This is a genomic window from Streptococcus oralis (assembly GCF_016127915.1).
GTDB lineage: Bacteria > Bacillota > Bacilli > Lactobacillales > Streptococcaceae > Streptococcus > Streptococcus oralis_BO.
This window is the reverse complement of record NZ_CP066059.1, coordinates 626,879-642,835: the sequence shown is the minus strand read 5'-3', so window position 1 is coordinate 642,835 and position 15,957 is coordinate 626,879. Positions and strand designations below refer to the sequence as shown.

The 15,957-nt window shown below is 42.3% G+C and carries 14 protein-coding genes; 3 read left to right on the top strand and 11 right to left on the bottom strand.

Annotated features, from left to right (window positions below):
• Positions 1 to 3: 3 nt before the first annotated feature.
• Positions 4 to 2,379 carry a bifunctional 2',3'-cyclic-nucleotide 2'-phosphodiesterase/3'-nucleotidase gene (locus I6H78_RS03110; RefSeq protein ID WP_198459990.1) on the bottom strand — a complete coding sequence of 792 codons (2,376 nt, stop codon included), beginning with the start codon at positions 2,377 to 2,379 and terminating at the stop codon, positions 4 to 6.
• A 293-nt stretch (positions 2,380 to 2,672) separates the two neighbouring features.
• Here I6H78_RS03110 and I6H78_RS03105 point away from each other — a divergent pair, with 293 nt between their 5' ends.
• Both I6H78_RS03105 and dtd read left to right on the top strand, forming a co-directional pair.
• The gene (locus I6H78_RS03105) at positions 2,673 to 4,889 is read left to right on the top strand and encodes a RelA/SpoT family protein (RefSeq protein ID WP_198459988.1); all 2,217 of its coding nucleotides are present in this window, start codon (positions 2,673 to 2,675) and stop codon (positions 4,887 to 4,889) included.
• A gap of 29 nt (positions 4,890 to 4,918) precedes the next feature.
• Complete coding sequence (gene dtd, locus I6H78_RS03100) at positions 4,919 to 5,362, top strand: D-aminoacyl-tRNA deacylase (RefSeq protein WP_198459986.1); 444 nt, start codon at positions 4,919 to 4,921, stop codon at positions 5,360 to 5,362.
• Between the two features lie 31 nt (positions 5,363 to 5,393).
• Here dtd and I6H78_RS09370 read toward each other — a convergent pair whose 3' ends face one another.
• From I6H78_RS09370 to I6H78_RS03075, 6 genes are all read right to left on the bottom strand, one after another.
• Entirely contained in the window at positions 5,394 to 5,807 is a 414-nt protein-coding gene (locus I6H78_RS09370; RefSeq protein ID WP_232619944.1) for a hypothetical protein, read from the bottom strand.
• Between the two features lie 107 nt (positions 5,808 to 5,914).
• Entirely contained in the window at positions 5,915 to 6,565 is a 651-nt protein-coding gene (locus tag I6H78_RS03095; protein WP_125389364.1) for a metal-dependent transcriptional regulator, read from the bottom strand.
• 82 nt (positions 6,566 to 6,647) lie between these two features.
• Complete coding sequence (gene tpx / locus I6H78_RS03090; protein WP_000206539.1) at positions 6,648 to 7,142, bottom strand: thiol peroxidase; 495 nt, start codon at positions 7,140 to 7,142, stop codon at positions 6,648 to 6,650.
• A 121-nt stretch (positions 7,143 to 7,263) separates the two neighbouring features.
• The gene (locus tag I6H78_RS03085; RefSeq protein ID WP_198459984.1) at positions 7,264 to 8,193 is read right to left on the bottom strand and encodes a metal ABC transporter substrate-binding protein; all 930 of its coding nucleotides are present in this window, start codon (positions 8,191 to 8,193) and stop codon (positions 7,264 to 7,266) included.
• 26 nt (positions 8,194 to 8,219) lie between these two features.
• On the bottom strand, positions 8,220 to 9,068 hold the full coding sequence (locus I6H78_RS03080; protein ID WP_198459983.1) for a metal ABC transporter permease: 849 nt from the start codon (positions 9,066 to 9,068) through the stop codon (positions 8,220 to 8,222).
• Complete coding sequence (locus I6H78_RS03075) at positions 9,065 to 9,787, bottom strand: metal ABC transporter ATP-binding protein (protein WP_000619169.1); 723 nt, start codon at positions 9,785 to 9,787, stop codon at positions 9,065 to 9,067. The genes I6H78_RS03080 and I6H78_RS03075 overlap by 4 nt, the downstream gene beginning before the upstream one ends.
• Positions 9,788 to 9,966: 179 nt before the next feature.
• Here I6H78_RS03075 and I6H78_RS03070 point away from each other — a divergent pair, with 179 nt between their 5' ends.
• Complete coding sequence (locus tag I6H78_RS03070; RefSeq protein ID WP_198459981.1) at positions 9,967 to 11,859, top strand: M13 family metallopeptidase; 1,893 nt, start codon at positions 9,967 to 9,969, stop codon at positions 11,857 to 11,859.
• A gap of 38 nt (positions 11,860 to 11,897) precedes the next feature.
• On the opposite strand, the gene I6H78_RS03065 is transcribed toward I6H78_RS03070, so the two are convergent.
• From I6H78_RS03065 to I6H78_RS03050, 4 genes are all read right to left on the bottom strand, one after another.
• On the bottom strand, positions 11,898 to 12,527 hold the full coding sequence (locus I6H78_RS03065; RefSeq protein WP_198459979.1) for an MBL fold metallo-hydrolase: 630 nt from the start codon (positions 12,525 to 12,527) through the stop codon (positions 11,898 to 11,900).
• A 101-nt stretch (positions 12,528 to 12,628) separates the two neighbouring features.
• Complete coding sequence (locus tag I6H78_RS03060) at positions 12,629 to 13,822, bottom strand: ferredoxin reductase family protein (RefSeq protein WP_198459977.1); 1,194 nt, start codon at positions 13,820 to 13,822, stop codon at positions 12,629 to 12,631.
• A gap of 162 nt (positions 13,823 to 13,984) precedes the next feature.
• On the bottom strand, positions 13,985 to 15,058 hold the full coding sequence (locus I6H78_RS03055; protein ID WP_198459975.1) for a DUF2974 domain-containing protein: 1,074 nt from the start codon (positions 15,056 to 15,058) through the stop codon (positions 13,985 to 13,987).
• A 111-nt stretch (positions 15,059 to 15,169) separates the two neighbouring features.
• Positions 15,170 to 15,946, bottom strand: coding sequence for a ferredoxin reductase domain-containing protein (locus tag I6H78_RS03050; protein ID WP_198459973.1), 777 nt, complete (start codon positions 15,944 to 15,946; stop codon positions 15,170 to 15,172).
• Positions 15,947 to 15,957: the final 11 nt, after the last annotated feature.

The following is a 15,957-nucleotide window of genomic DNA, read 5'->3' as shown; positions in this document are numbered from 1 at the left end:
GTGTTATTCTTCCTTTTTCTTGAGAGAAAGTCCAAGCCCTGCTAGAATGACACCTAGGAAAGTTAGGATAGACGTTTTCTCACCTGTATTTGGTAGCGTAGTAGCTACTGGATTATGAGCGCTTGGTAAAATAATAGTTTGCCCACCGTTTGAAAGAGTGATTGCATCGCCTTGATTTTGTCCCTGCGTATCTTGGACTTCGTGGTGATTTGTTTCTGCAGGTTCAGTCTTAGGCTCTACATAGAGAAGGCGGTATTCGCCGAACCCTTCTTGGTCGGAGCTAGCTAGATATTGAATGTCACCATCTGTGCCAACCAAGTCTTTGGCCTTATCAGCTGTCAAGAAGCGAACATCCAACCCTTTTATGCTATTTGTGAAGTGCCAGTTTTTATCTGCACTTGGGTTGATATTTTTTACATCGAGGATATAGTTAATGATAACCTGGCGATTTTCAAGTCCGAGGAGACGATTGAGACTAGCATCACGAACACCAGGGAATTTACCATTTGCGCGATAATTGTTGGTTACCACGATGAATTCCTGATCTGGACGGACATCATTTCCTTGGTATTTTAGATTGCGGACACGACTAGCATCTGGGTGGATCAACTTACCTTCGCGGTCGTATTTATTTGGTTGGGTGACATCGTACTCATAAGTTACACCGTCAATCACATCAAAATTATAAGTACGGTAGCTTGGATTGATGAGCTGTTGCGCTTCTTTTTTAGTTGGATCAATCGTGTTGAACTGACCAGCAGACATTTCCAACCATTCTTTGAGTTGAGCTCCAGTGACTTTTAGGATAGCCGTGACATTGTCGTAGAGGTAGAGATCGGCTACGTTTTTGATGGCGATTGGGCCAGCTGGAATATCTGTATAGGCAGTAGCATCTCCACGGGTTCCCGCCTTAAATGGTGCCGCAGCCGAGAGAATAGGAAGATCTCCTTCAGGAGTTCCTGCTAGTTCTTTCTTAGCATACCAGATTTGCGCGTTATTGACGATTTGAACAGATGGATCATCCTTGACAAGGGCAAAATAACTTGTGATTGGTGCGGTTGTTGTTCCGACTTGTTGGCGAACGTATTGGATGGTTCCTTCGTGAGCTGTTTTGGCAATTTCTTTGATTCGTTCATCAGCCTCTTTGGACTTAGTGTGAATCTTACGAATAGAGCCTTTGCTGTTGGCAACAGTCCATTTTCCGTTTTTGTAGATAAGGTTGAGGTCGATAATGCCGAGGTGATCCCCATATTTTCCAGCCATGGTTACAGGAGTACCATTAATCTTACCATTTACGCCATCAACACCAGTATATTTTTCATAAAAGCCAGTGCCATTTCCACTTGGAAATTCAGCGTGAGAATGCCCTGTTACAACTGCATCCACACCGGGTAGACTTGCAATTTGATAGCCTTCGTTTTCTTCTCCTTTTTCGTACTTATCATCTCCGATACCTGAGTGAGAGAGTACGAGAGTGATGTCTGCACCTGCTTTGCGCATTTCAGGGATAATTTTTTGAATAGCTTCTACAGAGTCATTGACCTGAATCTTTCCTTCGAGGTTGGCCTTATCCCAGCTGAGAATTTGAGGGGGAACAATTCCAGTCACCCCAATTTTGACGGTCGTTTTGCGACCAGTTTTATCAACAAAGGTTTTGCTGATGATTTTATAGGGGTCATAGACATAAGCGCCCGTTTTAGGATCTACAACATTGGCGTTGACAATCGGCATTCCAGCTGTATCAATGACACGTTTGAGGTAGTCTAAACCATAGTTAAACTCATGATTTCCTAGTGTACCAGCTTCAAAACCGAGCTTTTGAAGGGCTGCATACATAGGGTGTTGTTCTCCTTCTTTGACAGGGTTAACGATGGCCTTGTAAGTTCCAAGTGGCGTTCCTTGGATGGTGTCTCCATTATCTACGAGAAGTGTATTGCTATTTTCTTTTTTAGCTTCTTCGATGAGAACAGCAGTCTTTGCTAGTCCAACGTTCTCAGCGGGTTTGTCTTGGTAATAATCATAGTTAACTAAATTGGTGTGAAGGTCAGTTGTTGCAAGGATGCGGACATCGACTTCCTGTCCTTCTGTTGGTTGAAGGGCTTTGTCGTCTGCAAGGCTTCCTTCTTTAGAAGGGGTTGTTTCAGTGCTTGCTACTGGAGTAGCATTTTCATCTTGCTTAGCAGGGGCGTCCGTTTTTTCAGATGCCGTTTCCTTTTCATTTCCAGTAGCTGCAACAGATTTCTCTGATTGATTTGCTACTGGTGTAGGTGTTGTGCTAGTATCTAGATTTGTAGCTTTTTCATCTGCTTGTGCAGTAGAAGCTGCAAATATAGCTGCAGTCAGACCTAAAAGGGCTGCTTGTTTACGAAATGATGACATAAAAATCTCCTCAAAAATAGTTTCACTCTATTATACAGGATGGAAGCCAATCAATCAAGTTAAATACGAATGTTTTTTATAAAATTTGTTTAAAATGATAAGAAATAGCTAGTTTGTTTATAAAATCCACTCATTAATTATAAAAGTAAATAGAAATAATAAAACAGTTTAAAGTTTATTGTTCTTTTTGAGATCCTTGTAAGGAATGGAGTAAATTATAGAACTGCAGAGCTTTTCTAGTTTTCATATCCTTAAAAAAGTGATAAAATGGTAGGAAGAATTGGAGAGTATAGATGCCGAAAGAAGTGAATTTGACGGGCGATCAGGTAGTCGCTTTAACGAAAGAATATTTAACAAAGGAAGATGTTGCTTTTGTACAAAAAGCATTGATTTACGCAGTTGATTGTCATAGTGGGCAGTTTCGGAAATCAGGTGAGCCCTATATTATCCATCCCATTCAGGTAGCAGGAATTCTGGCTAAGCTCAAGCTGGATGCCGTAACCGTTGCCTGTGGTTTTTTGCATGACGTGGTTGAGGACACAGATGCGACACTGGATGATCTGGAGAGAGAGTTCGGTCATGATGTTCGGATTATCGTTGATGGGGTGACCAAGCTTGGCAAGGTTGAGTACAAATCACTCGAGGAACAATTGGCTGAAAATCACCGCAAGATGCTTATGGCCATGTCAGAGGATATCCGTGTTATCTTGGTTAAATTATCGGACCGTTTGCACAATATGCGGACTCTCAAACACCTTCGAAAGGACAAGCAAGAACGGATTTCCAGAGAAACCATGGAAATTTACGCACCACTTGCTCATCGTCTAGGGATTTCCAGTGTCAAGTGGGAGTTGGAAGATCTATCTTTCCGTTACCTCAATCCAACTGAGTTTTACAAGATCACCCACATGATGAAGGAAAAACGCAGAGAACGTGAGGCTCTGGTCGACGAAGTCGTAACCAAGTTGGAGGACTATGCTACCGAACGCAATCTCGAAGGGAAAATCTATGGTCGTCCTAAGCATATCTATTCGATCTATCGCAAGATGCAGGATAAGAAGAAACGCTTTGAGGAGATTTATGACCTGATTGCCATTCGCTGTATCTTAGATACCCAGAGTGATGTTTACGCCATGCTGGGTTATGTGCATGAACTTTGGAAACCTATGCCAGGCCGCTTCAAAGACTATATCGCTAATCGTAAGGCCAATGGATATCAGTCTATCCATACGACCGTTTATGGACCAAAAGGGCCGATTGAATTCCAGATTCGGACTAAGGAAATGCATGAGGTGGCTGAGTACGGGGTAGCAGCTCACTGGGCTTATAAGAAAGGCATTAAAGGGCAGGTCAACAGCAAGGAATCTGCTATTGGGATGAACTGGATTAAGGAGATGATGGAGCTCCAAGACCAGGCTGATGATGCCAAGGAATTTGTGGACTCTGTTAAAGAAAACTATCTGGCGGAGGAGATTTACGTCTTTACTCCAGATGGTGCGGTTCGCTCCCTTCCAAAAGATTCAGGACCGATTGACTTTGCCTATGAAATCCATACCAAAGTCGGTGAAAAAGCGACTGGTGCCAAGGTCAATGGCCGTATGGTTCCGCTGACAACCAAGCTCAAGACAGGGGATCAGGTTGAAATTATCACCAATCCCAACTCCTTTGGTCCGAGTCGTGACTGGCTCAACATGGTCAAGACCAGCAAGGCGCGCAACAAGATTCGTCAGTTCTTTAAAAATCAAGACAAGGAATTATCCGTTAACAAGGGCCGTGAAATGTTGATGGCCCAGTTCCAAGAAAACGGCTATGTAGCCAATAAGTTTATGGACAAGCGTCATATGGACGAGGTCCTTCAAAAGACCAGCTACAAGACAGAGGAAGCTCTCTACGCAGCCATTGGTTTTGGAGAAATTGGTGCTATTACCGTCTTTAACCGTTTGACCGAAAAGGAACGCCGTGAGGAAGAGCGTGCCAAGGCCAAGGCGGAAGCAGAAGAGCTTGTCAAAGGTGGCGAAGTTAAAGTCGAGAACAAAGAAGCCCTCAAGGTTAAGCATGAGGGTGGTGTGGTCATTGAAGGGGCTTCAGGTCTCCTAGTTCGGATTGCTAAGTGTTGCAATCCAGTTCCGGGTGACGACATTGTCGGTTACATTACTAAGGGACGCGGTGTGGCTATTCACCGTGTGGACTGTATGAATCTCCGCGCCCAAGAAAACTACGAGCAACGTCTCCTTGATGTGGAGTGGGAAGATCAATTCTCAAGCAAGGAATACACTGCCCACATCGATATCTATGGTCTCAACCGTACAGGGCTCTTAAATGATGTTTTACAAGTTCTCTCAAACACAACCAAGAATATCTCAACCGTTAATGCTCAACCAACTAAGGATATGAAATTTGCTAATATCCATGTCTCCTTTGGTATTTCCAACCTCTCTACACTGACCACAGTTGTGGACAAGATTAAGAGTGTGCCAGAGGTTTACTCCGTCAAAAGGACCAACGGCTAATTCTTCCTTCAGTCACTAGAAAGGCTATTATGAAAATCATTATCCAACGGGTTAAAAAAGCTCAAGTCAGTATCGAAGGTCAGGTTCATGGAAAGATCAATCAGGGACTCTTATTGCTGGTCGGTGTTGGCCCAGAGGACCAAGAGGAAGATTTGAACTATGCTGTGAGAAAGCTCGTCAACATGCGGATTTTTTCTGATGCAGAAGGCAAGATGAATCTGTCTGTCAAGGATATTGAAGGGGAAATCCTTTCTATTTCCCAGTTTACCCTCTTTGCGGATACCAAGAAAGGCAACCGTCCCGCCTTTACAGGAGCAGCCAAGCCGGATATGGCAGCTGCCTTCTATGAGGCTTTCAACCAAAAGCTGGCTCAGGAAGTCCCTGTTCAGACAGGCATCTTTGGAGCGGATATGCAGGTGGAGCTGGTAAATGATGGGCCAGTTACCATCATTTTTGATACTAAAAGTAGATAAGAAAACCAAGCCCAGTTGGCTTGGTTTTTGTTTATAGACACTCCCAGAAGGTGATGTGTTTGTTGTAAAAGTCTGGATAGTTTTCTCTTAGGTGGCTAGCCGTCATATAATATAAAGTAGAATGACAGGAAGTAAAGACTGGAGTAAGAGAGTAGAAATATTGAGAGCCAGTGATGGATAAAAAGACAAATAATAGAAAATCGCTGATGAGCACTCCTAAATAGTAGAAGCGAATTTTTTTGTTTATCTGAGGATAAATCTCAGAGAACTGTTTTTTGAGTCGATTGACCAAGCGAAATAGCAGTAGTCCCTGAGCAAGGATGAAAATGAAGCAAAAAATCAGGCCTCTCTCCAAAGAAAGTTCGTATCGGGGTCTGAAAGTTACCAACAGTAGCAAATCGCTGACTACAATGGCTGCAAAATGGATTCTAAAGAGCTTTTTCATAGGAAGACCTCCCTCTTTTATCTAGCTTCATTCTACACCAAACGAATGGAACTTACAACTAAAATAATAAAAAATCCCTGAAAGGAATTTCTTTCAGGAATAAGGGCTTAGTTGATTTTTTCGACATAGAGTTGTTTGGCGATATCGATGCTAACTTGGAGGTCTTCACCTTTGTTGACCAGTGTAAAAGTATTGGAAAAATTATCAAATTGCTTGACTTTGACTTGGTCACCGATATGAATCTCATGCTTTTCTAAGTATTTGAGCAAATCAAAGCTATCGTGAACCCGAGTCAGGAGATAGGTACCGGCTTCTTTGGTATCTGCTAGAGGTAGGTTGTTGATTTCGACCAGGAGCTCTCCCTTAGCTGGGATGGTTCCTCCGTGGGGGCAGGTTTTAGGGAAGCCAAGCAGTTTATCCAGTCTCTCTACGAAGAGATCGGATACAGTGTGCTCTAGGACCTCAGCTTCTTCGTGGATCTGGTCACTGGTATAGTCGAGATGGTGAACTAGAAAGACTTCAATCAACCGGTGTTTGCGATAGAGCTCGGAGACTAGTTTGAGCCCAATATCTGTCAATAGATAGCCATTCTCCTTGTCCTTGAGGATGAGATTTTCACTTTTCATGCGTTTGATCATCTCTGTTACGGCAGGTGGAGAGACTTGCATACGGGCAGCAATTTCCTTATTGGTGATTTTTTGCATTTCCGTACCGATTTCATAAATACATTTTAGGTAGTCTTCTTTATTTGGCGTCATTCGTTTCCTCTTGTCTTTTCTCTCCATCTAGTATATCAAAAAAAGCTAGATTTCTCTAGCCTCTGCCCTAATGGCTTTGATTTTAGTCCAGTTCTTTCACTGCAGCAATAGCAGCTTCAAAGTCTGGTTCCGTGTTGATGTTATCAACGTATTCTACGTAACGGATGACATTATCAGTGTCGAGAACAAAGACAGCACGTGCAAGGAGATGCCATTCGTTGATCAAGAGGGCATAATCGCGCCCGAAAGAATGGTCGAAGTAGTCTGAGAGCATGATGGCATTGTCAAGACCTTCAGCCCCACACCAGCGTCCTTGGGCAAATGGTAGGTCCATAGAAACAGTAAGAACGACGGTATTGTCGAGGTTGGCTAGTTCTTGGTTGAATCGACGTGTTTGCGTTGAGCAGATACCGGTATCGATAGAAGGGACAACACTCAAGACTTTTTTCTTTCCATCAAAGTCAGCTAGCGTTTTTTTAGAGAGATCTGTTGTAGTGAGAGAAAAGTCAAGTGCCTTGTCTCCGACTTGCAGTTGTTTACCTGTAAAGGTTACAGGATTTCCGAGAAAAGTGGTCATGAAACTACTCCATTCTTTTTTCTTTTATTTTACCGAGAATTGTCAGATTTTTCCAATGATTTGACTGGAAATTAAAAGAGAAAAAAACGACCGTTCATGTGAGAACGACGTTTTTAATGGCTTACTTAGACAAACCTTCAGCAATCTTGTCAAGGTTGTATTTCATCATGTTGTAGTAGCTGTCACCTTCTTTACCTTCTTCAGCGATTGAGTCAGTAAAGATTTGTGCGTAAATTGGGATATTTGTGTCTTGTGAAACAGTCTTCATTGGACGGTCATCGACACTTGATTCAACAAAGAGGGATGGAACTTTTGTTTGGCGAAGTTTTTCAACCAAGGTCTTGATTTGGTCAGGTGTTCCTTCTTCTTCCGTGTTGATTTCCCAGATGTAGGCACTTGGGACACCGTAGGCTTTAGAGAAGTATTTGAAGCATCCTTCGCTGGTTACGATGAGTTTCTTCTCAGCAGGTATATTGTTAAATTTCTCTTTGGCTTCCTTGTCCAGTTTGTCTAGTTTTTCAGTATAGTCTTTGAGATTTTTTTCGTAGAATTCCTTGTTGCTTGGGTCCTTAGCGATCAGCTGTTTAGCGATATTTTTAGCATAAATCATCCCATTTTCAAGGTTGAGCCAAGCGTGTGGGTCTTCTTTGCCCTTCTCGTTTTGGCCTTCAAGGTAGATAACATCAACGCCTTCGCTGACTGCAAAGTAGTCTTTGTTTTCAGTTTTCTTGGCATTTTCGACCAATTTGGTAAACCAAGCATTGCCACCTGTTTCAAGGTTGATACCGTTATAGAAAATCAAGTCAGCTTGAGAAGTTTTCTTAACGTCTTCAGGAAGTGGTTCGTATTCGTGTGGGTCTTGACCAACAGGAACGATACTGTGAAGATCAATCTTGTCACCAGCGATATTTTTGGTAATATCAGCGATGATTGAGTTTGTAGCAACAACTTTTAGTTTTTGACCAGAAGTAGCATCTTTTTTTCCGCTAGCACATGCTACCAGTGCAATGACGGAAAGAAAGAGTACAAGCAATGTACCTAATTTTTTCATTAGATTCCTCCAGAAAGGGTCTCCCCTTATTTATTGATTTTTTTATTTTTCAGTTTCAAATATCGTTGTTTTGGAGCGATAAAGAAGCTAATGAGAAAAAAACTAGCAGATGTGAGCACGATGCTGGATCCTGCTGCGAGATTGAAGCTATAGCCGATAAGGAGTCCCACAACAGAAGCCAGAGCCCCTAGACTTGATGAAAGGAAAATCATGCTCTTTAGGCTATTAGCGTAAAGATAAGCCGTCGCAGCTGGGGTGATCAGCATGGCCACGATAAGAATGGTTCCAACACTTTGCATGGCGGTGACAGACACAAGGGTCAAGAGCACCATGAGCAGATAGTGGTAGAAATTGACAGGCATTCCCATGGCTTTAGCCAGGAGCTCGTCAAAGGATGTAATCAATAGTTGTTTAAAGAAAATCCCGATAATCAAGAGAATGATTGCCCCCACACCAATGGTAATCCACATGTCCATGTCTTGGACAGCGAGGATATTCCCGAAAAGGATATGGAAGAGGTCTGTCGAACTCTTGGCAACACTAATCAAGATGACACCTAGGGCTAAGAAAGATGAAAAGGTAATACCAATGGCAGTGTCACTCTTGATGATAGAGTTTCCCTTGATATAGGTAATGATGATGGAGGCCATCAAGCCAAAGATAATGGCTCCAATAAAGAAATCAATTCCCAAGATAAAGGAAAGGGCTACGCCGGGCAAAACTGCGTGAGAGATGGCATCTCCCATGAGAGACATCCCACGTAGGATGATAAAACATCCCACAGCTCCAGCAACCACTCCGATGACTATAGCTGTTATCAAGGCGTTTTGTAGGAAATGGAAATGTTGCAATCCATCGATAAATTCTGCTATCATAGGTCACCTCCATTGAAAAAGAGTTTGCTACCGTAGGCCTTCTTAAGATTGGCTTCGGTAAAGGTTTCTTTAGTCGGACCAAGGTCTATTAATTCTCGATTGAGAAGCAAAACTTGGTCGAAATAATGGGGGACTTTGCTGAGGTCATGATGGACGATGAGAACTGTTTTACCAGCTTTTTTAAGGTCTCTCAGCGTGTTCATGATAATCTCTTCACTAACCGAATCAATCCCGACAAATGGCTCATCTAGAAAGATGTAGTCAGCTTCCTGCACTAAGCAGCGAGCAATCAACACACGTTGAAATTGTCCGCCTGAGAGCTGGCTGATTTGGCGATCAGCATAGTCTGAGAGCCCAACGATTTCAAGTGCATCTGCCACTTTTTTCCAGTGGCTGGCCTTTAAGGTGTGAAAGAGTGGGATAGATGGATAGAGTCCCAGTGAGACGCATTCTTTGACCTTGATAGGGAAATTGTAGTCGATATGGATTTTTTGCTCGACATAGGCCACTCGATGTAAAGATTTCTTAAATTCTTTGTCATCGAGAAAGGCCTGACCTTCATGCGGGATAATTCCCAACATACTTTTTAATAAAGTTGATTTTCCAGCACCGTTTGGACCAATAATTCCGGTAATAGTTGGTCCTTGGAGCACTAGTGAAATATCCTTTAGTGCCAACGTTTCTTTGTAGGAGACACTGAGGTTTTCGATACGTATCATACAGTTGTATTCCTCCTTTCTTTTAATATACATTAAAAAAAAAATTAAGTCAAGTTAATTTTTGAAAAATTTAAAATAATAACTGAAAAATGAAGAAAAAAGAGAAACCATTTTTAATTGCATTCCCAAGTGTTTTTTGCTAAGCTAAGAATAAGTGAAAAAATGAAAGCGAGAACAAGATGACACGTTATCAAGACGATTTTTATGATGCAATCAATGGCGAATGGGAAAAAACAGCTGTCATTCCAGCTGACAAATCTCGAACAGGTGGTTTTATTGACCTTGACGAGGAAATTGAAGAGTTAATGCTAGCAACTACGGACAAGTGGTTGGCAGGTGAAGAAGTCCCAGAGGATGCCATCCTCGCAAACTTTGTTAAGTACCATCGTATGGTACGTGATTTTGACAAGAGAGAAGCAGATGGGATCAAGCCCGTCCTTCCTCTACTCAAGGAATACCAAGACTTGAAGAGTTTCGCAGATTTCACCAGCAAACTGGCAGAGTTTGAACTAGCAGGGAAGTCAAACTTCCTTCCATTTGGTGTATCACCAGACTTTATGGATGCCAGAACCAATGTTCTCTGGGCTAGTGCACCAGGAACAATCTTGCCAGATACAACCTACTATGCTGAAGACCATCCTCAGCGTGAGGAGCTCTTGACTCTTTGGAAGGAAAGTACTACGAATCTTCTCAAAGCCTATGATTTTTCAGATGAGGAAATCGCAGACTTACTAGAGAAACGATTGGAATTGGACCGTCGCATTGCGGCTGTGGTGCTTTCTAACGAAGAAAGTTCAGAGTATGCCAAACTCTACCATCCATACGCTTATGAAGATTTCAAGAAATTCGCTCCTGCCCTACCTCTGGATGATTTCTTCCAAACAGTTCTTGGACAAACTCCAGATAAGGTTATCGTAGACGAAGAACGTTTCTGGCAAGCAGCAGAGCAATTCTATAGTGAAGAAGCGTGGCCTCTACTCAAAGCAACCTTGATTTTGGGTGTGGTCAATCTATCAACAAGCTATCTCACAGATGAGATTCGTATCTTGTCAGGTGCCTACGGACGTGCCCTTTCAGGTGTGCCAGAAGCACAGGACAAGGTCAAGGCAGCTTATCACTTGGCTCAAGGTCCTTTCAAGCAAGCTCTTGGTCTTTGGTATGCGCATGAAAAATTCTCCCCAGAAGCTAAGGCTGATGTAGAGAAAAAAGTAGAGACGATGATTGACGTTTATAAGGAACGCTTGGCTAAGAACGACTGGCTCACGCCTGAAACGCGAGATAAGGCCATTGTCAAACTCAATGTCATCAAGCCTTATATCGGTTATCCAGAGGAATTGCCAGAACGCTACAAGGACAAAGTAGTGGATGAAACTGCTAGTCTCTTTGAGAATGCCCTAGCCTTTGCGCGTGTGGAAATCAAGCACAGTTGGAGCAAGTGGAACCAACCGGTTGACTACAAGGAGTGGGGGATGCCGGCTCATATGGTCAACGCCTACTACAATCCTCAGAAGAACTTGATTGTCTTCCCAGCTGCCATTTTACAGGCTCCATTCTATGATTTGCATCAGTCGTCTTCAGCTAACTACGGTGGTATTGGTGCAGTTATTGCCCATGAAATCTCTCATGCCTTTGACACAAATGGTGCGTCCTTTGATGAAAATGGTAGTCTTAAGGATTGGTGGACAGAAAGCGACTATGCTGCCTTTAAAGAAAAAACGCAGAAAGTTATCGACCAGTTTGATGGGAAAGAATCTTACGGTGCAAGAATCAACGGAAAACTAACCGTGTCTGAAAACGTTGCTGATTTGGGAGGAATTGCTGCAGCCCTCGAAGCAGCCAAGAGAGAGCCAGACTTCTCAGCTGAAGAATTCTTCCACAACTTTGCTCGTATCTGGCGTATGAAAGGCCGTCCTGAGTTGATGAAACTCATGGCCAGTGTCGACGTGCACGCGCCTGCCAAACTCCGTGTCAATGTGCAAGTGCCAAACTTCGATGACTTCTTTACAACTTACGATGTCAAAGAAGGCGATGGTATGTGGCGTTCACCAGAGGACCGTGTGATTATTTGGTAAGACAAAAACCAAGGATAATTTCCTTGGTTTTTTGCTTGCTAGAAAAAGGGATTAAAAGTCTTTTCGTGAGCGATAGTCGTAGCTGGACCATGCCCAGGATAGACATCGTAGTTAGGAAGAGTAAAGAGTTGCGTCTGAATGCTATGGAGGAGTTGTTCCGTGCTACCAGTAGGAAGGTCTGTCCGTCCAATGGTTTCTCGGAATAGAGCATCTCCGGTCAAGACTAGATGGGCATCAGGAAAGACCAGGGAAACACCGCCAATAGAGTGCCCTGGGGTTGGTAGAACTGTAAAACGAAATTCCTCAAGCTGGTATTCCTCATGAAAGACAAAGGTGTGTTCTGCTGGTTTACAGACGACATCAGTCATATCATCATGACGAGGTAGCCCAGAGAGATTGTCAACGGGGGTATAGAGCCAGCTAGCTTCACTCTCTGCTACATAAACTGGAGGATTTCCAAATGCTTCACGAACTAAGTCCAGACTCATAATATGGTCGTAGTGGGTGTGGGTCAGGAGAATCGCGCAGACTGGTTTGTTGATTTTCTCAATAGCCTTGCGAATAGCTTCCCAATGGCTACCTGGGTCAACCACAATCAGGTGTTGATCCCCTTCTAGGTAATAAGTGTTTTCATAAGCAACGGGATTCACGGTTTTATGGATTTTCATAAATCTTCCTCTCTCAAAGAATGTACTAAACTAAGTATAGCATAGAAGAGAGAAATAAAGTGAAAAGAAAGTCCCTCTTTTGTGTTAGAGGGACAATGATCTTATTTAAACTTGAATCCTTCGTAAATGAGTCTTGCTCTGGGATTCTTTTTCTTGATTTGCTTGGCAAGGGCTTTCATCATAGGAAGAGGTCCACACATATAGACTGTAGTCTGGTCAGGGATTTCTTCTTGATCCAAAGTCAGGTATCCTTTTTCATTGCTATCGACCAGCTGCAGGTCAAAGTTAGTATTTTGACGGGCGTAGTCTCGAAGTAGATCTAGGTAGACAGCATTTTCCTCTCCACGGAAACTATAGTAGAAGCGGACGCTCTTGTCTAGGATAGGATGCTCCCGGATATAAGAGATGAAAGGTGTCATTCCAATTCCACCTGCGATCCAGATTTGCTGTTTTGGACCATGTTTCATAGTCATATGTCCATAGGCGCGATCAACTGCAACCTTGCTACCAACTTGAAGATTGTCATAGATATTCTTGGTGTGGTCACCAGAGTTTTTTATCGTAAAATAAAGAGTTCGTCCTTGTCCTCCTGAGATGGAGAAAGGGTGTGGAGCAGTCTCAAAACCTTTTTGGAAAATTTTTAGAAAGGCAAATTGCCCATATTCGTAAGTGAAAGGATGACTGAGTTCTATTTCAATTTCAGTCGTGTCGTGGTTGAGGCGTTTGATTCCTACGATTTTTCCAAGATAGGTAAAACCGACCTTTTGATAAAGGAAAATAATATAAAAACCTGCAAGCAAGCCTAAAATAGCATAGATTCCAAAGATAAGACCTAGGAAACTAAAGGAGAGGAGACGATTTCCCATGATCATCAAAACATGAAAGAGGCCAAAGATATAGGCTAGATAAACCAATCGATGAATCCATCTCCAAGCTTCATACTGGATGTATTGTCCCAGATAGGCAACCAGAACAATGCTGATAAAGATATAGATAGCGATATTTCCAAACTGGGCAGCCAAATGCGAACCCCAGAGACCGCCCATGCTAAAGTTGTGTAGGGTTAGTAGGAGAATGGATAGAAAAGCAGTGAATTTATGAGCTAGATACATCTTTTCAAGTCCGTTAAACCAAGCTTCAAGCAAGGGTAAACGGCTAGCTAGTATAAAAGTAAGTGAGAGGGTAGTGAGAGCTAAACCAGGGATTAGAAACTGACTAGCGCCTGAACTGAGCCAAGCTAGAATAGTCAGAAGCATACTAAGTCCGATAAATAAAACACCTTTTAATGATTTCATAGTAGAAGTCCTTTCATGGATTTATCTTATATTAGATGTAATAAGATTTGTTACATTTTAACAAAAAATGAATCTGTCGTCAAGGTTTGTGATTTAGGCTAACTTTTCTGACCCTTTTTTCTAAAAAAGCCAACGAATCGGTGATTCATTGACTTTCTTATTTTAACGATTTTTCCAAGCTTGGTAGCGGGTGTCGATCAAGAGTTGGGTTAGTCGTCCCATGGTTTCTCTTTCTTCGGGAGTGAGGGATTGAGCTTGGACAAAGAGATGGTGAACGTGTTCAATGACCTTGAAGGAAGAGAGGTCGTTGATAGAGGAGATGCCTGCATCGAGAATGATTCCGAAAAAGAGGTCAAAGTAGAGCTGCAGTTCAGTATCAGGGACCGTCTCAACCCATTCCTTGAAGGTAGTATCAACTTGTTGGCTGTCACTATTGGTCTCGTCTAGTTGGACAAAGTGTTTGTCTTCGATCTGCCAACTAAAGGTGTCATGCTGGGCAAGACCGCTTAAGGCAGTGCTTCGAACGACGATTTTTTTATCAGGAATTTCCAGCATCATCCCGATGATAGAACCTTGTGGGACAAATACTTTCGTTCTTTCCATCATGTTTTGATAGCCAGCTGTTTCGGTTAGTTCCTTGTGAAGTCCAGGCGCATCAAAAGTATAGACAGCGAAAATGTTTTTTTGTAAGAGTGGGTCGAGTTGACTGGCAGCATAGACAGCTAGATTGCCCCCTTTTGAGTGTCCTGCCATGACAACCTTTTGATTAGGATGTTGAGCAAAAAAGTCTTGTAAATACTGCAGGGCGTGTTTTTGAGCTGGGATTTCTTTCATATAGGTCATATGGAAATCTTCTTTCCAACCGATGATACTATCATCCGTCCCACGAAAAACAAGCAAATAAGTATCGAGACTGATACGATAAGCCATAGCTGCAAACTGTTTTTGCAATTCAGGATCGATATCGTTGATAAAGTCTGAAAGCTTGCAATTTTTAAACCGTTTGTGTTGAGAGAGTTGATCCAACAACTGGAGACGGTTCTTATTGGTCAGCATCGTCGTTTCTCTAGGGATTTGAGGTGCTAGATCTATGAGAGGCTTTGGTTCTTGGGCGACTACATCATCAAAAGGAAGATAGGTTAATTCAGTCAAGGCAAGAACATCTAACTCGTTCATGGGGAGGTCATAAAAGGAATCGAAGACTACATCCTTAAGATAGTCAAAAATATTGACCATAAAAGCTCCTTTCTCTATGTTTATCCTACCACATTTACATAGAATTCGCTAGTAGGCTTGTTCGAATGACCTAGTAGGGTTGGATTGAAATACATAGAAGATAGATTGCTCTTATTTCAAACCTCTAAACGAGCTTATTTGTATGTTTTTGCTATCAATCCCATTTTCCTTTAAAAAATTCTTCATCTCATTTACATCATCAGGCTGACCTGTGATGAGATAGCTGGCTTGATTGCCGTATTCATCAATAGCACATTTTAAAAATTCTTGACTTTGAGAAAGTTCATCGCTAGTTTTATAAGTAAAATTCGGTGTTTTTTGAGCCAGTTCTTTCATCTCATTATCGAAAATAGTAACTCCTTTGTCAAAATGGTTGAGAATAATTGGAGCTTTACCAGACCATTCTTTGATAAGGGGGCGTAGAGCAGAAATACCAACATCAGATGCAAAGCAAACTAGTGGCTGATTCGTATCTTTAACAGTCAAAGAGGAATCCAGCCAACTCATCTCAATCTCACTGCCAGCTGGTAAATGTGTCAAGGTGTTCTTAAAGTTGCTACCACTATTATGAGTCAAAATGAGAATTTCATCTTCATCAGGTGTGGAGGCAATGGTTAACCATCGACTGGTTTGCTCTCCCTTAGCTTCATATTTTTTAGCAGTAGACGAGGTACCAGGGAGTGTAAACTTAGCATAAGCCCCCGCTTTCCAGGTTTGATGGCTCGGCTTTGTGATATGAATTAAATACAAATCTCCGCTGGGGTTTTCGATGGATTTTATCGATAATGTCTGGCTTCGTCCAAAATAAGCGATGGCACCCCAAGTTATAAGGCCTAAGACTCCAAGTGTTGATAGAATGATAATAAACATTTTTTTACCTCTTTTCATTTTTTATGACT